Below are 20,147 nucleotides of genomic sequence, written 5' to 3'. Positions count from 1 at the left end.
CAATATGTGCGTTCGCGACGAGCTTGAACTTCGTTAGTAATGCGTTGTAAAGCGCAGAATATTAGTTTTACGACTAATGATTTTTATGTCAACAAGCTCGAACACACGCACTAATCATCTAAGAGAGGAACGATGACTAAGGGTATAGATAAGTACAGTATCGATAGCACCGACTACACCGTCGGGCAAGATAATGTGCAAAAATGGGGGTTTGATGTTCACAACCCTGTTTTTGGGATCAGCGCGGGTTTGATCGCGTTGTTCTTGGTAGCGACGCTAGTGCTTGATGCGGAGTCGGCTAAATCTGCGTTAGATGGCCTAAAATGGCAAATCATTGGCAGCTTTGATTGGCTGTTCATTTGGTCGGGCAACATTTTCGTGATCTTCTGCCTGGCGTTGATTGTCTCACCGCTTGGAAAAATCCGACTGGGCGGTCAACAAGCGACGGCGGACTATTCGTTCATCTCCTGGCTCTCTATGCTGTTTGCTGCTGGTATGGGTATCGGACTGATGTTCTGGAGTGTGGCAGAGCCCGTTGCGTACTTCACCGGATGGTATGAAACGCCACTAGGTGTGGAAGCCAACACAGAAGCCGCCGCCAAACTGGCTATGGGCGCAACCATGTTCCACTGGGGTCTGCACCCATGGGCTATCTATGGCGTGGTGGCACTGTCACTTGCGTTCTTTGCGTACAACAAAGGCTTACCGCTCTCAATTCGCTCAATTTTTTATCCACTTCTGGGCGATCGCGCTTGGGGCTGGGCAGGTCACGTGGTGGACATCCTCGCGGTTTTGGCTACCTTGTTTGGTTTGGCAACGTCTCTTGGTCTTGGCGCGCAACAAGCGGCCAGTGGTATTCACCATGTCTTCGGTATTGATGCCGGCCTAGGGCTACAGATCGTCGTGATTACTATTGTGACATTACTGGCGGTGGTATCGGTTGTTCGCGGCATCGACGGTGGCGTAAAAGTGATCAGTAACATCAATATGCTAGTAGCGTTCGTGCTGCTGATTTTGGTGGCTCTTATCGGTTATGCGGTTTCGTTTGGCAACATCGGCACAACGCTGATGGCGTACGTTGAAAACATCATCCCGCTAAGTAACCCGCATGGTCGTGAAGACGTTGCTTGGTTCCAAGGTTGGACTGTTTTCTACTGGGCTTGGTGGATTTCATGGTCGCCATTTGTCGGTATGTTCATTGCGCGCGTTTCTAAAGGTCGTACTGTGCGCGAGTTCATGACCGCAGTATTGCTTGTCCCTACCGCCGTTACCTTGCTTTGGATGTCGGTCTTCGGTGGCATTGCGATTGATCAAGTGGTCAACAACATTGGTGAGCTAGGTGCCAACGGCTTGACGGATGTGTCGCTAGCGATGTTCCAGATGTTTGATGTGCTGCCAATGGGCACGATGCTCTCTGTGATTGCAGTGGTACTGGTCTTGGTGTTCTTTATCACCTCATCGGACTCAGGCTCACTGGTTATCGACAGCATTACCGCTGGTGGTAAAGTGGATGCGCCTGTCCTGCAACGTGTATTCTGGGCCTTCATGGAAGGGGCGATTGCGGTTGCGCTACTCTGGATTGGTGGTACGGAAGCGATTCAAGCGCTACAAGCGGGTGCGATTTCAACCGCGCTGCCGTTCACGATTGTCCTGCTGTTGATGTGTGTCAGCTTGATACTCGGTATGCGTACTGAGAAATACAACCAGTAAGCCATTCCATCAATAAGTGAAATTAAAACGGGAGACTCGAAGGTCTCCCGTTTTTTTGCCTCGCTAAAATTGAAACCTCTGAGTGGCAGCGACTTAAATCCACAGTTTGCCAATGGGGGTCGAAGGTGCAAAGCGATAGGCGATCTGCGCTTGAAGAAGCTCAGCGGTTGCGATCGCATCGGTTAGGGCATGATGTGGCGTGTATTGTGGCAAACCATAACGTGTGCGACTGGCCGCTAAACGGACCGATTGTGGTTTTTTGCCTTTAATCCGATTGATGATGCCCTGGGTCTGTTTCTTCTGCCATTCGATTTCAAGTTGCATGGTATCGACCACTGGAAACTCAATGCCTTCATTGATGCGAGAGCGCAGCGCTTGATCGAAAAACTCACGTTCGATTTTTTGATAGTGAACCACGGTGATCTTACCCGCCATTTGCTCTAATACTTGATCAAACACAGCAGACAAATCCGGAGCGTCCAGCACATCTGAGTGGGTAATGCCATGAATGACCACCGACTCTTCCGCTAACTGCTGACGGGGACGAACGGTCCAGTGCTTGGCCTGATTCATGTAGATTCGATTAAGATCAAAGGGCACAGTCCCTATGGTGATGATGTCATCTTGATTGGCATCAAGGCCGGTGGTTTCAAAATCCATCGCTAGAAACTTCACCTCGCTAATTGGGGTGTCGAGCGCAGGCACGCCCGCTTGGTAGTAGCGCAGCAGTCGCTCATCTTGAGTCAGTGCGAGCTTTTGTTGGAACTTGTTCGGCCAGTCTATGCTGCCAGCGTATTTGAGTCGATTTAGCATAGTGTCGCCTACTTAAAGTTGTTGCTCGCTTGATAGCGGAACTTGAGGAAGTTCTGCGCATTACTCAATATCTGAAACGCATCTTTGAGGTTGCGTCGTTCAAAATCAGACAAGTGCTCAGGCTCGATGTTGTTGTCTGGTTCAATCTCATTTTCCACATCATAGGCTTGGTGGCGGATACGTACCATGGAGATAAATTCCAACGCGTCACGCAAATCTCGCGCTTTGCCTTTTGGCAAAATACCCGCTTCTTGAATGTCATCAAGACGTTCGAATGAATTTCTTGAGCGAGAGCCAACCGCCAGTGCATGCACACGGATAAGGTCAGCGAGTGGCGCGGTGCCACGACGTTTTAAGTTGATCGAGTTTTTGTGCTGACCGTCTTTTTCCATCACAAAATCTTTAAAAAAGCCAAGTGGTGGGGTGCGGTTCATGGCATTGCGCGCCAAACACGCGAGAAAACGGTTGTTCTTCCGGGCGCGGCGGACGATAAAACCATTGAGCTGCTCAGCGAACTTGAGCCTGCCATACACGCCATCTAAGTCAAAGAAAATAGAGGCATTGAGCAGCGCCTTAGGGTTTGGATCGTCAATCCAATCGGCAAAACACTCTTCCCATTCGGTGCGTGTCATTCGCCAGTCGGGGTTTGTCGCCATAATGTCGCCGGTGCAGTATTGGTAGCCGCAGCGATCAAGCCCATCACAGACCCGTTTGGCGAGCTGTGCAAAATAGTCATCGTGCAGATTTTTATCGAAACTGTTATCGAGAATAATGGCGTTGTCTTGGTCGGTAACTAATAGCTGCTCATCCCGCCCCATCGATCCCAGTGCGACAAAGCAGTAGGGAATGGGCGCTTCGCCGAGCTCTTCTTCCGCTAACTCGATGATTCGCTGCTTAAAGCTGCGACCAATCACCGACATCGCGCTGCCGACCATGTGCGAGTTGGCGTCTTCGTTCACCAGACGGACGAAACTGTCCTTCACTTGTTGGGATAACACCGCCAATTCATCAATGCTTTGTTGCTGGAAGATGGTGCTCACCAGTAGCAGAGAGTTTTGCGACTCGTAGCGAACGATATCGGTAGCCTCAATGATGCCTATCGGTTTTTTATCTTTTAGCACAGGTAAATGGTGCACGTTGTAGCGCAGCATGGTGAGCATGGCTTCATAAACGTAGGCGTTGTGATCAAGGGAGATGAGTTCGGTGGTCATCACGTCCGCTACTTGGTCTGCGGGGTTAAGACCCTGCGCGAGCACCCGTGTGCACAAATCGCGGTCGGTAATGATCCCGACTAATGGGTTGGTGTCTTCTTCATCGCTCTCGACGATATCAGCATCATAAATCAACAACGAAGAGACATTCTCATCGGCCATTTTGATCGCCGCGTTTTGAATCGACTCGGTTTTGTAGATGTAAGGCACTTCACCGGTCAGCAAGGTGCGCACCTTAGACGTGGTGAGATCGTTTTGCTCGGTTGAGGTGGAAATCGCATGGCGAAGACGCGCACTGTCTTGTACTTCAACAAAATCGGCAAAGGATTCATAGTTGTCGTAGAGGTGCTGGAACACCGCTTCGGGAATGCAATAGAGTAGGGTGTCGGTGATCGCTTTCGCCGGGAAGCGGACTTTGTTGTTGGTCAGTAGCCCCATTTGGCCAAATAAGGCGCCCTCATCGATTCGGTTATAGAGCTCCCCTTTGCGGCGGTAGACTTCAATGACGCCACTGCGAATCATATACAGATCGTGAATCTCATCGCCAAAGTGGATGACGGGTGTATCTTCCCGAAAATAGGAGATTTCGATGCTTTTCGTGACGGTGTTGAGAACTTCATCTTCGAGTTCATCAAAAGGCGGATGTTGGGCGAGGAAGTTTTTGATTTCGAGTAGTTCGGCTTCCATGATGGGGTCCACTGTTGGCTGACTGAATGTCAATGGTACAACATCTAGGGTGGAAAGTGGCGCAGTGGCTTAAAAAATAAAGGCTTAGGCACAGTGCCTAAGCCTGGTTACAACTAAAATGAAACTCTAACTCGCTAAGGTTTAGCTCAGCCCGATGATGTTGCCGTCATCGTCGAGATCAAGATTCATAAACGCCGGTTTATCAGGGAGACCAGGCATCGTCATCACATTGCCACACAGGGCGTAGATAAAACCGGCACCTGCACACAGCTTGAGTTCCCGTACTGGCACATCAAAGTGACTAGGCGCCCCTTTGACTGCGCCATCAGTTGAGATGGACATGGGCGTTTTTGCCATACAGACGGCAAGGTGATCAAAGCCCTGCTGCTTGAACTGGGCCAGTTGCGCTTTCGCCAGCTCACTGAGCGTTATGGACGCCGCGCCATAGCCTGTTTCTGTTACCGCCATCAGTTTCTCTTCCAGTGATTGGGAGAGTTTATACAGTGGCTTAAAGCACGCGTTCGTCTGCGTTTGTTCCACCACCTTGGCGGCAAGCTCACGAGTGCCTTCACCACCAAGGGCAAAGCCTTCGCTGATAGAAACGGCGACATTGTTTGGCAGAGCTTCGATCAGCGCCTTCAGCTCAGCGAGCTCTTGTTCGCTGTCTTGCGGGAATCGGTTGATGGCCACAACCGCCGGCACGCCGTACTTGTTGACATTGTCGATGTGCCATTTTAGGTTTTCAAATCCAGCGTGCAGCGCGTTTTTATCATCATGGAATAGGGCGTCAGGCAAGGCTTGGCCTGGCTTTAAGTCGTAACAGCCAGAGTTGGCTTTAAGTCCGCGCAACGTTGCCACAATGACGGCGCAATCAGGCGCTTTGCCGGAGAGTTGCGCTTTGATGTTGCACGCTTTTTCAAAGCCCATGTCTGAACCAAAGCCGCCTTCGGTGACCGTGAAATCGGCCAACTTGGTGGCGATATTGTCTGCGATGATGGAAGAGTTACCGTGAGCAATATTGGCGAAAGGCCCAGCGTGGATCAAGGTCGGCACACCTTCTAGCGTTTGCATTAACGTGGGTTCGATGGCGTCTTTCATGCAGACCGCCATAGCGCCGGCGACTTGCAAATCTTCTGCGGTCACGGGCTGCCCATCGAGATCATAAGCCAGTACGACACGGCCGATACGCTGGCGTAAATCGCTCAGGTTGCTGGCAAGGGCTAGAATGGCCATCAGTTCCGATGCGGCTGAGATGTCAAAGCCATCTTGGCGCTCAAACCCGTTGATGGTTTTACCTAGCTCGTTCTGACCCACGCGGATCATGCGCAGTGCACGGTCATTATGATCCATTACGCGTTTCCACACGATGCGTTCTGGGTCAAGACGCAGTGCTTTGAGTCCACTGCGCGTTTCGAAATCGTCATAGCCGTTGCGCTGTTCATGATACAGACGCGCGTCAATGGCGGCCGCCGCGAGGTTGTGGGCAGCGCTCACCGCATGAATATCGCCAGTGAGGTGTAAGTTCAACTCTTCCATCGGTGCGACTTGCGAGTAACCGCCGCCCGCTGCCCCGCCTTTGACGCCAAACACGGGCCCCATAGAAGGTTGACGAATGCACGCCATCACAGAGCGCCCCAACTTTTTCAATCCTTGCGCAAGGCCAATCGTGGTGACGGTTTTGCCTTCGCCAAGAGGGGTTGGAGTAATCGCGGTCACGACGATTAGCTTGCCTGTAGGGTGATCATCGAGCCTTTTCAGTGTGCTCAGTGAGATTTTGGCCTTATATTTTCCTTGGCTGTGAAACTCTGATTCCGTTAGTCCAGCGTTAAGCGCAACCTGATCGATAGATTGCAGTGATGTCGTGCGACAGATTTCAATATCGGACAGCATAAAACCCTCAAAATACAGACTAAAAAGTGAGGCAAACGTTTGCGCACGAATGATAGCGTGTAATCTTGCGTTGTAAAGCGCTTTTTAGTGACGGATTATTTTAGCGGATTGGGCGAAGAACGCCTACGAAAATTGGGTTGGACATGTAGGCCAATAACTCAACGAACAATGCTGGAATGAACAGAGCGAGTGACAGAATAATAAAACGCCCTGCAAGGCAGGGCGAGTGAGGTGGCCCAGTTGACTGAGCAACTATAGTTAGTACCAGTCGTCTTCCGGATAGAGCTTCCCTTCGGGTGCATAAGGGGAGTCATCACGGGTGTGGGATGACCGGTTTCTCAAGCTGTCGAGTTGGTGCTCTAACATCTGTACGGTGTCGTAATCACCTTCGGAGCACGCGACATAGATTTGTTGCTCCAATGCTCGGATATTGTCTTGAAGTCCCATAACTACCTCCGATAACACGTTAAACCCAATTAAAACGTTTATCTGTTTTCAAAACGATTATAGTCCAGCAATCCAAATTCGATCGGTTGATCCGCTTTATACCACTCGTGCACGCGGTCACTGAACGGCCAGAATTCATCAGAACTGCGGCGAATCGCGAATTGATCCAGTATCTTAATGTAATCGTCTTCGGTTCGCAGCGCTTCTAATGATTCGACCAACTGATCGACCTCAGATTCCTCCAACGATAGGTACGCAGCCGGATAGCTACCGATCACTCCGCGCACTAAGGTTAAATCATCATTGGCGAAATCACGGTTACTCTCTTCATTAAACAAGCTAGAAATATTGGTGTGAGCGTTATTGTGTAGCAGAGTAAACAACTGCTCTTGTCCGTTTGGCGCGCGCACCATGATCATCAGGCTTTGTGGCAAATGGACCAGACCTTCACCTTGTATTGCATCGATACGTCTCAGGGTTGCTTCACTGCGCTCGCTTAGACCTGTTTGCTCAATCTTGAAACGGTTGGACAGTACGGGGGCGAGTTGGGTTTGGAGAATGTCATACAGCTCCGCTTTCGAATCATCGCTGGCATAGCGCACTTGCGTTGGTTGGTTGAAGGGTTCGACGTTGCGCTGTAAGAAATCACTCAACTGAGCGCTCTGATCTTGATACCAGCTCGAATGCTCTTGATGACGAACCTCTTGAGGCAGCAAGGCGACAAAATTGCTTTCTCCCTCAAGGCGCAGGAAGTCCATAAACATGCGTGTCATCAATTGGTGGCCAAAGTTGCCATAGACATCAAAGCCTGCCACAAGGAGGTAATGAATGCGCTCTAACAAGGCATAATCAAGCACCCAGGCGGTTTTTGGTGGCGTGCCGACTAACCCTTGGACCACCGACGCACTATCAAAATGGCGAAATACCGTGAGAGCGGCATTGGGGTTCGTGCCACCGCCTGTCCAGATGATATCGGTGGTCAGGTGTTTGCCGTCTTTAAACCACTGATTGGTGAACTCAGATTTCGCTTTCAAATAGCGCGCTTGCTGCTTGGAATAGCTGACCCAATTGGCAATCGGCAGCGTATTGCTTTCCAGCTCAGCAGGCAGTTTTAGGTTGTCGGCTTGCGAGCGATAAAACTCATTCACTTGCGGAATATCCGATTTATCGGGATCTAAGAAAAAGACCCAAAATCGGTCATTGATGACATTGAGCGCCAATTGTCCTCGGCATACCGGCCCTTTGATGAAGGCGTTGATGGTATTTTGTGCGTTGTCGAGCAAGTAGTTGAAGCGCGCTTTGACGGGTAGATCGATAAAGGCCGTCATGGGATTCGCCGCGACATCAGGCTCATAACTGGGTAAGGTCGCGACGTCATACTCAGCATCAATAAACCAGCTTTTCCAGTTGTGGAAGCGCTGCTGATTAAGCGCATAGGGCATGTGCGTCTTATCGACAATGGTACCTTGCTCAGGGATCAAGCGGTAGTATACGCGCTCCACGCCCGGATCATCGTACGGCCTGCGAGTGGCAATGCGCTGAACCGGCTCGCCCGGTGGGGTTGCTGAGCGTACGATAGTGAAAAATATCGGCTGCGCATCGTCTATCTCAGAGAAATAAAGATGGAAGAGAAACAGGTGCTCATAGAGATAGCGCGCAGTCAACTGACCTTTACGAGAAGGGAGATTAAGCAGTGCTTCGTACTGATCAACATGTTGCTGCTGCTCGTGGCTAAGCGGCAGCGGTGCGCTCATCGTTGCGCCGCCTTGCAGCCAGGCCATGAGAGTCGCGTATTCCTGTTGGGGTAAATTCGGCATGCCGTAGGGCATTCCCCAAGTAGGGTGATCCGCTTGGTATTGCTCAAACTCATCCATGGTTGGGCACACTTGGCTTCGGTCAATAGCAAAATCAAAACCTTCAAGTTGAACTTGTTTGGGTAGTGGGTGCGCCTCTTTTTGCATCAACATTTTCGCCATCAAGCCCGCCTCTAGGTTGGCGGTTGGCGTTTGATTGCGCTCGTTTAAAATCGGATGAAAGCCGAGTTCACGCCACTGCTGTGTAGTTTGCGCGTCTTCAAACAGACGCGTCGGGCTTGCGGCAGTCAGTCGCGTACCTTGATAGACCAGTTCTTTGCTGCCACCTCGTTCTATTCCTTCAACTGATGACATCTTGAGCTGGCAAGGGGCGTCGTAGCAGGCGTGGCAAACCACACAGCGCTTATCGAGAATAGGTTTGACTTGAGCATGAAAGAAATCGTGACGGCTATCGCTCGCGTCGACTCGGCGCTCGCGTACTTGCTCTATGCCAAACAGCTGATCGTAATTCAGGCCAGCATAGGTGGCACAGCCGGCAAAAAAGAGCACGGTAATTAGGCTCAAGATCTTTTTTGGATTCATGATTTGGATGATTCCGCTGGTCAGTGATAGATGAATTGCAGCAAAAACTGAGCGATAGTGCAAATTAATGCGCATTTTCGCTCGGATAAGGTTCCGCCTGGTGCGTGACATAACAGACCGAAAAAGGTACTTCAAGCCGTGTGAAGTGTTCAATCCAGCGCCATTGGTTATCTTGCAGTTTGTCACCGGGTCCTTTGACTTCTATCCATTGATATTGACCCTCTTTAAAGGCAATCAGATCCGGCTGGCCATTGCGATACAGCTTAAGATCGCTCAATAAAATGCGAAACAAAGCGATCAGTGTGGGTGTTGGAATGGTGTTTAACGCTAGGCTAAGCAGTGCTTCGTCCAATAGCGACCACTGTACAAACGCATTGTTGATGGCGTATTTGTCCCGATAGGTCGTGAGTAGTGCTGACCAGTCGCGCCCTTGTAGAGTTTGCATCACATGCTCAATCTCTTCGCGGCGTTTGCTTGCGAAATCTGAATGGTAGAGATCAAGCGGGCGATATTGGTAAGCATTGATGAATGCCCCTTCGACGGGCGCAAAGATGACAGGCCAAAATGCCAAACCAAATAAGCCATTGAGGAGCGCATTTTCACAAAAATAGACCTGCCAACCTTGCGCTTCTAAGTGAGCTTTCACCGCCAACTCAACCCGTTCTCGAGAGAGGTCTAGCGCAACGTGCATCGCATCGTGAGCAGGCTTTTGCGCCCTGGGTACGCGCTCTCCCTGCTTGCGCTTTAATCGTTGTTGCAACTTGAGCGCGACTTCGTACTCAGCTTGGTCTCTTGGTGTATGTAACATTTTAGTGACAACGTCACTAAAATCTCTATTCAACTTATCTAGAATGCGCGCTTGTCGCTCACGGGTGGGAGGAAGCTCAGTTTGCTGATACAGCGTCAGCGCATCGTCAAGACGCTGGATGCGCTCAAGATCGCGCGCGATATCGTTGATGAGGTGCTGACGTTTGCGCTCCACGTAAGGGTGAGTATGCAAAGTGGGGATCTGATCGGCTAGCGTGACCAGTGTGTCAGCGCATTTTCTGTCGCCTTGTTGGTATTGCTCACTCAACTGACTGAGTTGCAGCAGACTATCGACATCGTCTCTGATTGGAAAAAAGCGCCGCTCGCGGCTCAGAGGATAGGGTTCGTAACGATGAAGGCCCAAGTCATCAAGGACAAATTGACTTAAATCTTGGTGGGTATTGGCGAAAAACAGCGTGAGAAGCAGATCGAGCATGCTGCCATGCTCAAGCTTGATCCAGTCAAAATCTAACGCGGAAGCGGTGAGAAAAGGCTCGCAGGGAAGCTCAGCCACCAAGGCTTCTTTCTTTTTCTGCTTGTTGAGCGGTGAAAACAGAGCGACGATTTCGGGTTTGGTCAGTAATGTCGCGGCTAAGGTTTGCTTATCAATCGGACCATTAATAAGGATAAAACCGTGTTGCTCGAGTGTGCTTAACGCCTCGGTGATACTGCTGATTTCTGGATAGTGTAACTTATCACTGCGAAACCATTCGCCTTTACGGCTCAGTAATCGAACAAGCAAGCACTGAGCATCGCGGCTCTGCATATTAAAGCGAGCCAACCACGCTTGCTCGTCCTCATGTAGCAGGTCGCTGTACCACTGCTGAGCATGCGAAGTGAGCTTGATAAAATTGTCGAGGTAATAATGGGGCGCGAGCGTGGGTTGAGCGTCCATAACAATCTGTCTCGTCCTACATTACTTTGAAATACAAAAAAGGCTTACCGATCAGGGTAAGCCTTTTGCAAAACAAATCAATGTTTAGGCATTTTTCAACTCAGCAACTTTCGCTTCAGATAGCGGTTTGGTCACTAGCGCTAGCACGATACAAACCCCCATCATGACTGCTGAGATGGTGTAAGCAAGGCCGTATGCTTCGCCGTGCGTCATCGAGAAACCAACGACTGCCGCACCAATTGCACCTCCGATACCCCATGCAGTGTAGAGTACGCCGTAGTTCGTGCCGTAATTTTTCAGGCCGTAGAATTCCGCTGTCAAGGTTGGGAATACCGCTAGCAGTGTACCGTAACCCACCGCTGCTATCGCCGTACCGATGATCAGTGTGAACTCTGATTTGAAGGTGGCGAAAAGAGCCATGTTGATGCCTTGCAACACGAATGCGAGAAGCAGAGTGCGCACACCACCAATTTTGTCAGCCAAGATACCCGCAGCAACACGACCGCCAGAGTTAAAGACCGCAAGGATAGACGCTAGGTAAACCGCATTTGGCAGGTTTGCTTGAACACTTGCGATGGTGGTGATGTTACCAATGATCATCAAACCTACAGATGCGGCAAACGCGTACATAACCCAAAGCGAGTAGAACTGAGGCGTTTTCAGCATTGCTTTCCAAGACAAGTTCTCAGAAGTTTTTACTGCTTTTGGCGCCGCGCCCGCTTTTACTTTTGGTTCTGCTGGCGTGTAGCCTGCTGGTGGGTTGTTGATGGTGGCTGCAAGAGGAACCGCAATCGCGAGTACACCGGCACCAAGCACCATAAAGCTGGTCTGAATGCCCATGCTGTCAATCAGCGCAGACGTCACAGGAGCAAGATAAATCGCTGCCAAGCCAAAGCCTGCCGCGATCAAACCATTAACCATACCTTTCTTCGACGAGTGGAACCACTTCATCGCCGATGGAGACAAACATGCATAACCAAAACCGATACCGGCACCGGTAATCACACCAAAGGTGATGTTAAGCATCAGCGGGGTGGTCGCAAAACCAGACGCAATCATACCTAGACCAGTTAGAACTGTACCTAGAATTAGGATCAGACGTGGACCCATGCGATCTTGAAGAATGCCTGCAACTAAAAGACAGATAGAGAAAGTGATGGTTGCAGTGGCATAAGGGGCAGAAGCTTCAGCGGCGCTCCAGCCTGCTTCTGTGACGAGTGCCTTGTTAAATACGCTCCAAGCATACAAGATGCCAAGGCAGAGGTTGATACAGAAACCTGCTAGCAGGATGCGTGATGCTTTATCAATCTTGCTCATTATTCTTCTCTGTGAGTCTCTTCGGGGGAAGAGGCGGGTTAATGGCGGAATACTCAAATTTTGTTTGCGTTTATCAACATAAGACGCAACGGGCGCGAATTATAACCAATCTATATGTGATTGGAATCTCTTTTTGGGACAAAACGGAAAATAAACATTGAGATGTTAACTATTTGTTTTGTTGTTAAAAATGGTGCAACAATTGATGACTGTTCTGGTTACAATTTGAGCTGTTTATGTCCTAAGTTGTCAGTGGGTTATTGGTGTGGCGTGTAGGATAAGGGCTAATCATCTTGTCGGAATGATAGAAGTGCTGGGTAATTAGGCACTTAACATGTCAGTATTCGGTAAAAATAGAGGCGATCTCTTTCAAACCAATGACTCTGTCGTTAGCATGCGCGCCATCATCAACAATGGAACGAAATTAATGAAATCAAGCAAAGTAAAAGTTGCGGTGATTGCCGCGTTAGGCGTTAGCACACTGACGGGTTGTATGGGACAAATGGCGACAACTGGGCTTGTCACTAAATTCAACCTAGAAGCGGTAGATAACCGCTACGGCCGTGAAGGTTTGTTTGTTTTGCTGTCACCGGTTTACGGTATTGCCAGTGTCGCTGACCTGTTTATCGTCAACGCGGTGGAGTTTTGGACGGGCACTAACCCAATCACTGGGAAGTCTCCTGCGGTAGTGGATACGCCAACCGACAACTACATCAAGGTAAACGATAAGTTGGACAAGTCTCTAACGGATGTCCCGCTTTCCAGTGCGAAAGAGATTGAAAGCACAACGATTCAATCCATTGACGCCAATACCGTACAAATGGACATCGCTTACATAGATGGAACAAGCAAAACGCTTACCGGCGTCAAAGGTGATGAGAGTGTGGCGTTTTACTTGAATGATGAGTTGATCACAACTGTATCAAACCAAGAATTAGAACAGTACGTGGTGAGCACGCACATCTAATCGAGTCTCGCCCTGGAGCCTTCTGGGGCGATTTTGTGTTCTATCACGTCTATAAGTCTATTATCCGAGTCAACGCCTGCCACACTGGTCCTCAGATTTAACGCCTTTTCGATCGCGCATCACTAATCCCAGCTAAACGAAAGTAGTAAGTTTTTGTTCACTATTGTTTAACAATCCGGTTGAACAGGATATAGTTGCAGCGAAACTAACTTTAGGAGTTTAAGGATGAAACTCACGATATCAGGGAAGTTACGTCTTAGTTTTGTGTCACTTGCAGTACTTTTTATCGTATCCGCTTTGTTTATTTTTCGCAGTGTTAACACTGTAGAGCAGCATACCGATTCGCTGCTATCGACCGATCTTCCGACGGTCGATGCTGCGCGTTCTATTCAGCAATCACTTCAAGCCACCGTATCGACGTTACGTGCCTATATGCTATTGGGCGGCGACGAACGTGTCGGAGAGCAACAGTTCCAGCAGTTACAGCAAGCGATGGAGGGCCTGAATAACGCCTTGCCTGCACTTGAGCCGTTAGTGAGTGAGGCGCAATACCAGCAGATCAATGCGGCTTGGCAGAACACCAGCGCACTGTTTTCACGTATCGCCCAACTCAGTCACAGTGACGAAAATTTACCGGCTCACTCATTGTTTATCTATGAAGCGGCGCCGATTGCCGAAGTGGCGTTAGATCAGTTGCAGGGCCTGATTAACGATGAAGCGGGCAATAAAGAGGGTGGAGAGCGCAAGCGCTTGTTCCGCTTGTACGCAGACAGTTATACCTCATTTGCAAATGCGCTGTCGGCGATGCGAGATTTTCTCCAATACGGCAAACAAGAGCACTTAGACAAGTACCATGAGTGGCTTGACCTGCATGCCAAACCAGTCAATGAAATTGAATCTAAATTAACCTTACTGTCGAGCAGTGATCAAGGTTTGTGGGAGCTGTTTAAAGAGATGCAGCAGCTATACTATCCATTAGCGGATCAAGTGGTTGCACTGCGACTCTCCACCGATTGGAATCAGGCAAACCAAGTGATGGCCAACGAGCTGATTCCCGCGGTGGATGATCTAGACCGTCAGCTTGAAGCCTTGATCGAGATACAACAGCAAAAAGCGGACATAAGCGGTGAGGGGATATTTACCTCCGTGACGACAGTCATCAGTGTTTTGGTTGGTTCAATCATTGCTGTGGTGATTGTGGCGGTGAGCTTGTCACAAGCGATGGGTAATAACATCGGCCGCCGTTTAAAAATTGTTTCCAAGCGCGCGCAGGCCATTGCTTCAGGGGATGTCTCTCAATCCCCATTGCGCATCGAAGGGAGCGATGAACTCGCGAGCTTGATGCTGTCAATCAATACCATGAACACGGCGCTGAATGAGATTGTTCATGGTGTATCGAGCAAGGCTCAGTCGGTCAACGACAGTATGAATGACCTACTCAAAGCCAACCAAAAGACCGCGTCTCAAGTGGCGCTACAAAAAGAGAAAATGAGCGATGTTGGCAATCAACTTGCCGATGTCAGTGAAAGTGCCCAAACCACTTCAGTTCAAGTGCAGCAATCGGCTGAGAGTTTGGCGCAATCACGCCAGCAGATTCGACTCGGTGGTGAGGCACTCGAACACAATCGCACCACAGTGGATGAGCTGCACAGTCGTATTGAAGCGGCCAATCAGCGAGTTGCTGAGCTGAGTAAAGAGAGTGAGGCGATTGGCCGCGTAACAGAGGTGATTGAAGGACTTGCGGAACAAACCAATCTACTGGCGTTGAATGCTGCGATAGAAGCGGCGCGAGCCGGAGAGTACGGGCGCGGTTTTGCTGTGGTGGCTGATGAGGTGCGTTTGCTTGCCTCACGTACCACGGAATCGACTTCTGAAATCAACGCTATCGTCAATGCGATTCAGACGTCGACCTCTCAAGTGGTCAGTGAGATAGAACAAAGCCGCCATCTAGCGCAGCAAGGCGCAGCGCAAACCCAACAAGCCTATGGGACGCTGAGCCAGACTACCGACCAAATCGAACAGGTGAGCCAACAAATGAATGCCTTGTTGGATGCCGCGCAAAGACAATCTTCAGCAACGCAAGAGATACAGTCGATCATGGCGCAGGTGATCGCATCCGCAGAAGACGTGGCGACGATTTCTGTGTCGTCCTCACAGGTCACGGATACCGTCAAGCAAGGCATTTCTGATCTTAATGGCGAGATGCAGCGTTTTAAAACTGAGTAATAGACGCGTAGCGCAAACGTGATGGGGTAATGCCCCCACCTGTTTAGTGAGATCCAATTCTCAATTATGTGTATTGTTGCACTAAGTTTGTGGGTAAATCACGATGGGCGCAGGAAAAGCGTGCTGACGTCGTCTATACATTAACCGTTGAGTGAAGTATTGAAGCTCAAGCAATGCATGCTTGAGCTTTTTCGTTTAGGGGATGATGTGCGTCAGTTATTTGTACTGCTTCTGGTGTTGGTGGCTAACTCGGTGTATGCCGACCACGCGGAAACGATAGTCGTGACCAATTCCAAAGCCTGGAAGCCTTTTTCCTTTCTCAATCAGAAAGGGGAACCGGATGGGATCTTGGTTGATTACTGGCGCAAATATGGTGAGTTGAATAAGGTCAACGTCGAATTTTTACTCGTGGACTGGCAAGCCTCTTTGGATGCGATGAAAAGCGGTGACGCCGATATCCATGCCGGTTTGCTCTGGTCAGAAAGTCGAGAGCAGTATCTTGAGTATGGCCCGAGTATTATGAAGATCGATACTCAGCTCTATGTCCATCAATCGCTCATCACTCAAGACATTGATGAGTTTATGCGTGGTGACCACAATTATCGCGTGGGTGTGGTTGCCGGTGGTTACGAAGAGTCTTTTACCCGACGTGAATTTCCCGGCTTAGATGTCGTCAGTTTTGCCAATAACCAACTTATGATTGATGCCGCGTTTAATGGAAAAATTTCCGCCTTTGTTTCTGATCTTCAGGTCGCGAATTTTTATCTCTACAGCAGCGATGAACCTCACCGCTTTATTGGTGTTCGTCATCTTTACTCCGGCGACTTACGCCCTGCCGTGGCGGAAGGGGAGCGCGACCTCTATGACACAATCATCAGCAACCTCAAGCGTTTTAGTGAGGACGACAAAAACCAAATATTACAGCGCTGGATGTACGTCAGTACCGTCTACCCTAAATATTTGGTGCCGCTGATTGTTTTTGTCTGTACGTTGACGGCGCTTGGCTACATTGTGCTACTTAAAGTGACGGTGAAGCGGAAAACGGTGCAGCTGAAAGCAGCCAATCGTCGGTTGAAAAAGTTGAGTGAACAAGATGAGTTGACTGGAGTCAGCAACCGCCGTCATTTTATCCGTGAGTTCAACCGCGCCATCAGTCGAGGCCACCCACTGGCGATCATCATTTTTGATATTGATGACTTTAAGCAGGTCAACGACACCTTTGGTCACCAAATAGGGGACTGCGTGATCCAAAATGTGGCGTGGGCGGCGCGAGACGCCATTAGCAAACATTGCTTGCTAGGCAGAATCGGCGGAGAAGAGTTTGCTGTGTTGGTGTTTGGTGAAACGTCGAATACAGCTCGGTTAATTGCCCATCAGATTTGTGACAATGTCCGCCTTGTTGACTGCTGTATCGAAGGCACACGTCACGTGACTGTGAGCGTGGGCTGCGCAATGTACCCGAAGACCCACAAGGGCATTACGTTATCCGATGCGGACCACTTAATGTATGAGGCAAAAGCCAAGGGTAAGGACTGTGTCGTCAGTCGAACGATAGAGGCGTCGACCACTGAGCAAGAGTAGCGAACTCACGATGGGCAAGTTCGCTGTTTAGGTGGGCGTTAATTACCACATTAAATCATCAGGGACGACAAATTCTGCATATGGGTCGTCCTCTGCGATGGTCTCTTCATCCGCTTCTTTTTGATCGACGATGACACTCTCATCACGCTGAGCAATTTTATTCGCGACGCTACTTGGAATCACAACGTAAGACTCATCTTCGCGTACAATTGCAAGAATGCCTTTACTAAGCTGGGTTCGCACCAGTTCCGTCACATAGAGAGATTTGACCAATGTGCCATCGGTAAAGTTGTACTTGATCTCTCCATCGCCCAAGTCTAGCTTGTTCATCTGGATCAGTTGTTTCACTTGGGCGCGAATCTCTTTGCTTAAGCGCTGTTCGTTTTGTTCTTTGCTGAGTGCTTTATCACGTTCAACTTGCGCTTTTTTTTGCTCTTCGACGGCGGCTTTCACTTCACGCGCTTGAACACGCGATTTTTTTGAGCCTTTCTTGGCTTTCTTGAGTTTCTTCTCATTGACTAAGCCAGCTTTGAGCATTTGCTCTTGAAGGGTGAGTTTTGCCATGGCAATCAGTTCTCGGATAGCTATCTAAAATTGGCTTTATTCTAGCGAGCAAAACACGACAAATAAAGGATACCGACCGAATTGGGTGAGCCGCCCAGCCCAGAAAAAGGGTAAAGAGACGATGCGTCGATGAAAGTTTGCCCGTTACGTACAAAAAGCGTCCGAACGAGCTAAATAACTGGAAATTAGGCTTTTCTTTTTCATAGGATATGGCATAGTAAACACGCTTTCCGAAGATGCGTACTTCGTATAATGGCTATTACCTCAGCCTTCCAAGCTGATGATGCGGGTTCGATTCCCGCAGTACGCTCCAATCATTCCCAAACAATATTTTTATCCCAATCTATTGAATATTAAGCGCTTTATTGCGTGTTTTTTCATGTCTGAAATTCAAGATCGGGACGTTGCCTATTATGTCGGTGGCCTAATTTGGTGTCCCCCCCTATTGCGAATAGGTCTTAGGTGTCGTTAAAGGTACTATAACCTCACTTTCTTCAGCCCATCATTGCTTAAATTTATCGATAGGGTAGAAATCATCCCCTCGGCGTAAATTGAAAGCGTCGAGAAACATGTTGGCCATCGGCAAGCTACTATTCATACTGGATCAAGTTGAGTGGTAAGGACGTATGGCTAGAGTGTTGCGATAGCGCACCTCACACCTTTGTTGGATATTATTAGCTAAAGAGAAATTATGACCAAGATCTATTTCGTATGCGGTTTTATCGGCTCAGGTAAAACGACTTACTCCAAGGAACTAGCAAAAAAGTATGGGGCTTTTCGTTTCTCCATAGATGAATGGATGATTCCTTTATATGGTGAGCATATGGAGCGTGAACTCTTCGACAGTCGTTTGGCTACGCTTCAAGACTTGTTCAAAGATTCTGCTCTTCAGCTTTTTACTCTCGGTGTTCCGGTTATTTTCGATTTTGGTTTCTGGCGCAAATTTGACCGAGATACTTTTATTCGCTGGGCATCAGAAAAGGGGGTTGAGAGTGAAGTTCATTACCTTGACGTACCTTTTGAAACATGTCGGCAAAGGGCGCTTTTGCGCAATTCAAATTTGGATGCCAAGTCGTATGAAATGACACCTGAAATGTTGGAGTTGTTCTGGTCTTGGTTTGAAATACCACTATCGGATGAAAATGTTGTTTGGGTTTATCAGCATACTCAATCATGCATGGAATAAGGCGATAAAGAGTGACCGGATTGTCAATGCACCAATGTAGGGCTTATGCACCAGCATGATCTCATTTAGAGAGGTTGAGTGAAGCTAATCGATTTTAAGTTGTTGATTTTATATATCTTAATGGTTGGCATGAGTTTTGTAATACTCTATACAAGTTCACAAGAGCGCATAGTTAGCGGTTAATGTTGTCTGGCTAACATACAATTTGGAAAATAGACATCTAGGGTTCCGGCTGTTGAAACAGTGTCTGGGTCAAGAGTTGTCAACCTCGTAAGAGGTCACACGGAGGGATAGAAGCCCGGGAGATTGAACCAAACTTATTGGTTGCGTCTCTTGTGTTGATATTCAGTGACCTCATGGAGGAGATTCAAATGAAAGCTCACATCAAAAACAGCCTACTCGCATCGGTTGTCGGCACTTCGCTACTGGCATCCGCTTTTTCACCTATAGTACTCGCTCAAGAGAAAGAGAAATTTACGCTGGCTTGGTCCATCTATGTTGGTTGGATGCCGTGGGATTATGCCGACCATGCTGGGATCATTGACAAATGGGCAGACAAATATGGCATTGACATCGATGTCGTGCAGGTGAACGACTATATAGAGTCGATCAACCAGTTCACGACAGGTCAGTTCGATGCCACTGTGATGACCAATATGGATGCATTAACGATTCCCGCTGCAAGTGGTGTGGACTCTACTGCTCTTGTGGTCGGTGATTTTTCCAATGGGAATGACGGTATTGTCCTTAAAGGGGACAAGCAACTTGAAGACCTAAAAGGTCAATCGATCAACCTTGTCGAGTTGAGTGTGTCTCACTACTTAATGGCTCGTGCATTAGAAAGTGTCGGCTTGAGTGAGCGTGATGTGAAAGTGGTGAACACCTCTGACGCTGATCTTGTTGCTGCGTTTAGCACAAGTGAAGTGACATCGGTTGTGACTTGGAACCCCCTTCTTAGCGAAATTACTTCTCAGCCAGACACCTCTTTTGTTTTCGACTCATCTGATATTCCTGGCGAAATCATTGATCTACTCGTCGTCAATACAGAGACGTTACAAAGTAACCCCGCATTAGGTAAAGCATTAACGGGCGCATGGTATGAAATCATGTCAATCATGCAATCACCTGAACAGGGCGATGAAGCCAAATCATACATGGCGCAAGCGTCAGGGACAGATCTTGATGGCTACAAGTCTCAACTCCAAGCGACCAACATGTTCTACTCCGCAGATGAGGCGGTGAGTTTTACGCAAAGCCCTAAACTGGCAGAAACGATGCAAAAAGTCAGTGAGTTTTCATTTGAACATGGATTACTTGGCGAAGGTGCACCTGATGCAGGCTTCATTGGTGTAGAAACACCAACGGGTGTGTTCGGTGACCCAAGCAACGTCAAGCTCCGATTTACTTCTGAATACATGCAGATGGCAGCGGACAACACGCTGTAACCTCA

14 protein-coding genes, 1 tRNA gene and 1 riboswitch are annotated in these 20,147 nt (G+C 48.9%); of the genes, 7 read left to right on the top strand and 8 right to left on the bottom strand.

The genetic code is table 11. The features are described from left to right. Positions 1–132 precede the first annotated feature (132 nt). Complete coding sequence (locus AC6R03_RS12325; protein WP_500631989.1) at positions 133–1,710, top strand: BCCT family transporter; 1,578 nt, start codon at positions 133–135, stop codon at positions 1,708–1,710. A 93-nt stretch (positions 1,711–1,803) separates the two neighbouring features. On the opposite strand, the gene AC6R03_RS12320 is transcribed toward AC6R03_RS12325, so the two are convergent. From AC6R03_RS12320 to AC6R03_RS12290, 7 genes are all read right to left on the bottom strand, one after another. Further along, entirely contained in the window at positions 1,804–2,523 is a 720-nt protein-coding gene (locus tag AC6R03_RS12320) for a 3'-5' exonuclease (protein WP_500631988.1), read from the bottom strand. 8 nt (positions 2,524–2,531) lie between these two features. Continuing rightward, a complete protein-coding gene (locus tag AC6R03_RS12315) occupies positions 2,532–4,421 on the bottom strand; it encodes a putative nucleotidyltransferase substrate binding domain-containing protein (protein ID WP_500631987.1) in 1,890 nt (629 codons plus the stop codon). Between the two features lie 141 nt (positions 4,422–4,562). Beyond that, a complete protein-coding gene (locus tag AC6R03_RS12310) occupies positions 4,563–6,311 on the bottom strand; it encodes a formate--tetrahydrofolate ligase (protein WP_500631986.1) in 1,749 nt (582 codons plus the stop codon). A gap of 258 nt (positions 6,312–6,569) precedes the next feature. Continuing rightward, positions 6,570–6,758: a hypothetical protein gene (locus AC6R03_RS12305; RefSeq protein ID WP_487903389.1), complete on the bottom strand. Its 189-nt coding sequence runs from the start codon at positions 6,756–6,758 to the stop codon at positions 6,570–6,572. Between the two features lie 38 nt (positions 6,759–6,796). Next, the gene (locus tag AC6R03_RS12300; RefSeq protein ID WP_500631985.1) at positions 6,797–9,154 is read right to left on the bottom strand and encodes a fatty acid cis/trans isomerase; all 2,358 of its coding nucleotides are present in this window, start codon (positions 9,152–9,154) and stop codon (positions 6,797–6,799) included. Positions 9,155–9,218: 64 nt separating this feature from the next. Continuing rightward, on the bottom strand, positions 9,219–10,856 hold the full coding sequence (locus AC6R03_RS12295) for a VRR-NUC domain-containing protein (RefSeq protein WP_500631984.1): 1,638 nt from the start codon (positions 10,854–10,856) through the stop codon (positions 9,219–9,221). Between the two features lie 84 nt (positions 10,857–10,940). After that, positions 10,941–12,173 carry an L-lactate MFS transporter gene (locus AC6R03_RS12290; protein ID WP_500631983.1) on the bottom strand — a complete coding sequence of 411 codons (1,233 nt, stop codon included), beginning with the start codon at positions 12,171–12,173 and terminating at the stop codon, positions 10,941–10,943. A gap of 427 nt (positions 12,174–12,600) precedes the next feature. On the opposite strand from AC6R03_RS12290, the gene AC6R03_RS12285 reads away from it, so the two are divergent. The 3 genes from AC6R03_RS12285 (at position 12,601) to AC6R03_RS12275 (ending at position 16,947) form a co-directional block, all read left to right on the top strand. Beyond that, positions 12,601–13,140, top strand: coding sequence for a DUF3332 domain-containing protein (locus tag AC6R03_RS12285; protein ID WP_500632055.1), 540 nt, complete (start codon positions 12,601–12,603; stop codon positions 13,138–13,140). A 225-nt stretch (positions 13,141–13,365) separates the two neighbouring features. Next, the gene (locus AC6R03_RS12280; RefSeq protein ID WP_500631982.1) at positions 13,366–15,366 is read left to right on the top strand and encodes a methyl-accepting chemotaxis protein; all 2,001 of its coding nucleotides are present in this window, start codon (positions 13,366–13,368) and stop codon (positions 15,364–15,366) included. A gap of 207 nt (positions 15,367–15,573) precedes the next feature. Further along, a complete protein-coding gene (locus AC6R03_RS12275) occupies positions 15,574–16,947 on the top strand; it encodes a transporter substrate-binding domain-containing diguanylate cyclase (RefSeq protein ID WP_500631981.1) in 1,374 nt (457 codons plus the stop codon). Positions 16,948–16,989: 42 nt separating this feature from the next. Here AC6R03_RS12275 and AC6R03_RS12270 read toward each other — a convergent pair whose 3' ends face one another. Next, on the bottom strand, positions 16,990–17,511 hold the full coding sequence (locus tag AC6R03_RS12270; protein WP_487903396.1) for a DUF2058 domain-containing protein: 522 nt from the start codon (positions 17,509–17,511) through the stop codon (positions 16,990–16,992). Between the two features lie 238 nt (positions 17,512–17,749). Here AC6R03_RS12270 and AC6R03_RS12265 point away from each other — a divergent pair. The 3 genes from AC6R03_RS12265 to AC6R03_RS12255 all read left to right on the top strand — a co-directional run bounded on the left by AC6R03_RS12265 (position 17,750) and on the right by AC6R03_RS12255 (position 20,142). Beyond that, a tRNA-Gly gene (locus tag AC6R03_RS12265) sits at positions 17,750–17,824 on the top strand. Positions 17,825–18,202: 378 nt separating this feature from the next. Beyond that, positions 18,203–18,697: a P-loop nucleotide/nucleoside kinase family protein gene (locus AC6R03_RS12260; protein WP_500631980.1), complete on the top strand. Its 495-nt coding sequence runs from the start codon at positions 18,203–18,205 to the stop codon at positions 18,695–18,697. A 209-nt stretch (positions 18,698–18,906) separates the two neighbouring features. After that, positions 18,907–19,004: riboswitch (guanidine-I (ykkC/yxkD leader) on the top strand. A 64-nt stretch (positions 19,005–19,068) separates the two neighbouring features. After that, the gene (locus AC6R03_RS12255) at positions 19,069–20,142 is read left to right on the top strand and encodes a putative urea ABC transporter substrate-binding protein (RefSeq protein ID WP_500631979.1); all 1,074 of its coding nucleotides are present in this window, start codon (positions 19,069–19,071) and stop codon (positions 20,140–20,142) included. The last annotated feature ends 5 nt before the right edge of the window (positions 20,143–20,147 follow it).

The organism is Vibrio sp. R10-SG-ISO4 (genome assembly GCF_059834135.1).
The sequence above is the reverse complement of the archived record's forward strand: the minus strand, read 5'-3'. Positions and strand labels throughout refer to the sequence as shown.

Coding starts and splice junctions, on each gene's coding strand:
- AC6R03_RS12325 (WP_500631989.1), top strand. CDS start 133: ATGACTAAGGGTATAGATAAGTACAGTATCGATAGCACCGACTACACC.
- AC6R03_RS12320 (WP_500631988.1), bottom strand. CDS start 2,523: ATGCTAAATCGACTCAAATACGCTGGCAGCATAGACTGGCCGAACAAG.
- AC6R03_RS12315 (WP_500631987.1), bottom strand. CDS start 4,421: ATGGAAGCCGAACTACTCGAAATCAAAAACTTCCTCGCCCAACATCCG.
- AC6R03_RS12310 (WP_500631986.1), bottom strand. CDS start 6,311: ATGCTGTCCGATATTGAAATCTGTCGCACGACATCACTGCAATCTATC.
- AC6R03_RS12305 (WP_487903389.1), bottom strand. CDS start 6,758: ATGGGACTTCAAGACAATATCCGAGCATTGGAGCAACAAATCTATGTC.
- AC6R03_RS12300 (WP_500631985.1), bottom strand. CDS start 9,154: ATGAATCCAAAAAAGATCTTGAGCCTAATTACCGTGCTCTTTTTTGCC.
- AC6R03_RS12295 (WP_500631984.1), bottom strand. CDS start 10,856: ATGGACGCTCAACCCACGCTCGCGCCCCATTATTACCTCGACAATTTT.
- AC6R03_RS12290 (WP_500631983.1), bottom strand. CDS start 12,173: ATGAGCAAGATTGATAAAGCATCACGCATCCTGCTAGCAGGTTTCTGT.
- AC6R03_RS12285 (WP_500632055.1), top strand. CDS start 12,601: ATGAAATCAAGCAAAGTAAAAGTTGCGGTGATTGCCGCGTTAGGCGTT.
- AC6R03_RS12280 (WP_500631982.1), top strand. CDS start 13,366: ATGAAACTCACGATATCAGGGAAGTTACGTCTTAGTTTTGTGTCACTT.
- AC6R03_RS12270 (WP_487903396.1), bottom strand. CDS start 17,511: ATGGCAAAACTCACCCTTCAAGAGCAAATGCTCAAAGCTGGCTTAGTC.
- AC6R03_RS12260 (WP_500631980.1), top strand. CDS start 18,203: ATGACCAAGATCTATTTCGTATGCGGTTTTATCGGCTCAGGTAAAACG.
- AC6R03_RS12255 (WP_500631979.1), top strand. CDS start 19,069: ATGAAAGCTCACATCAAAAACAGCCTACTCGCATCGGTTGTCGGCACT.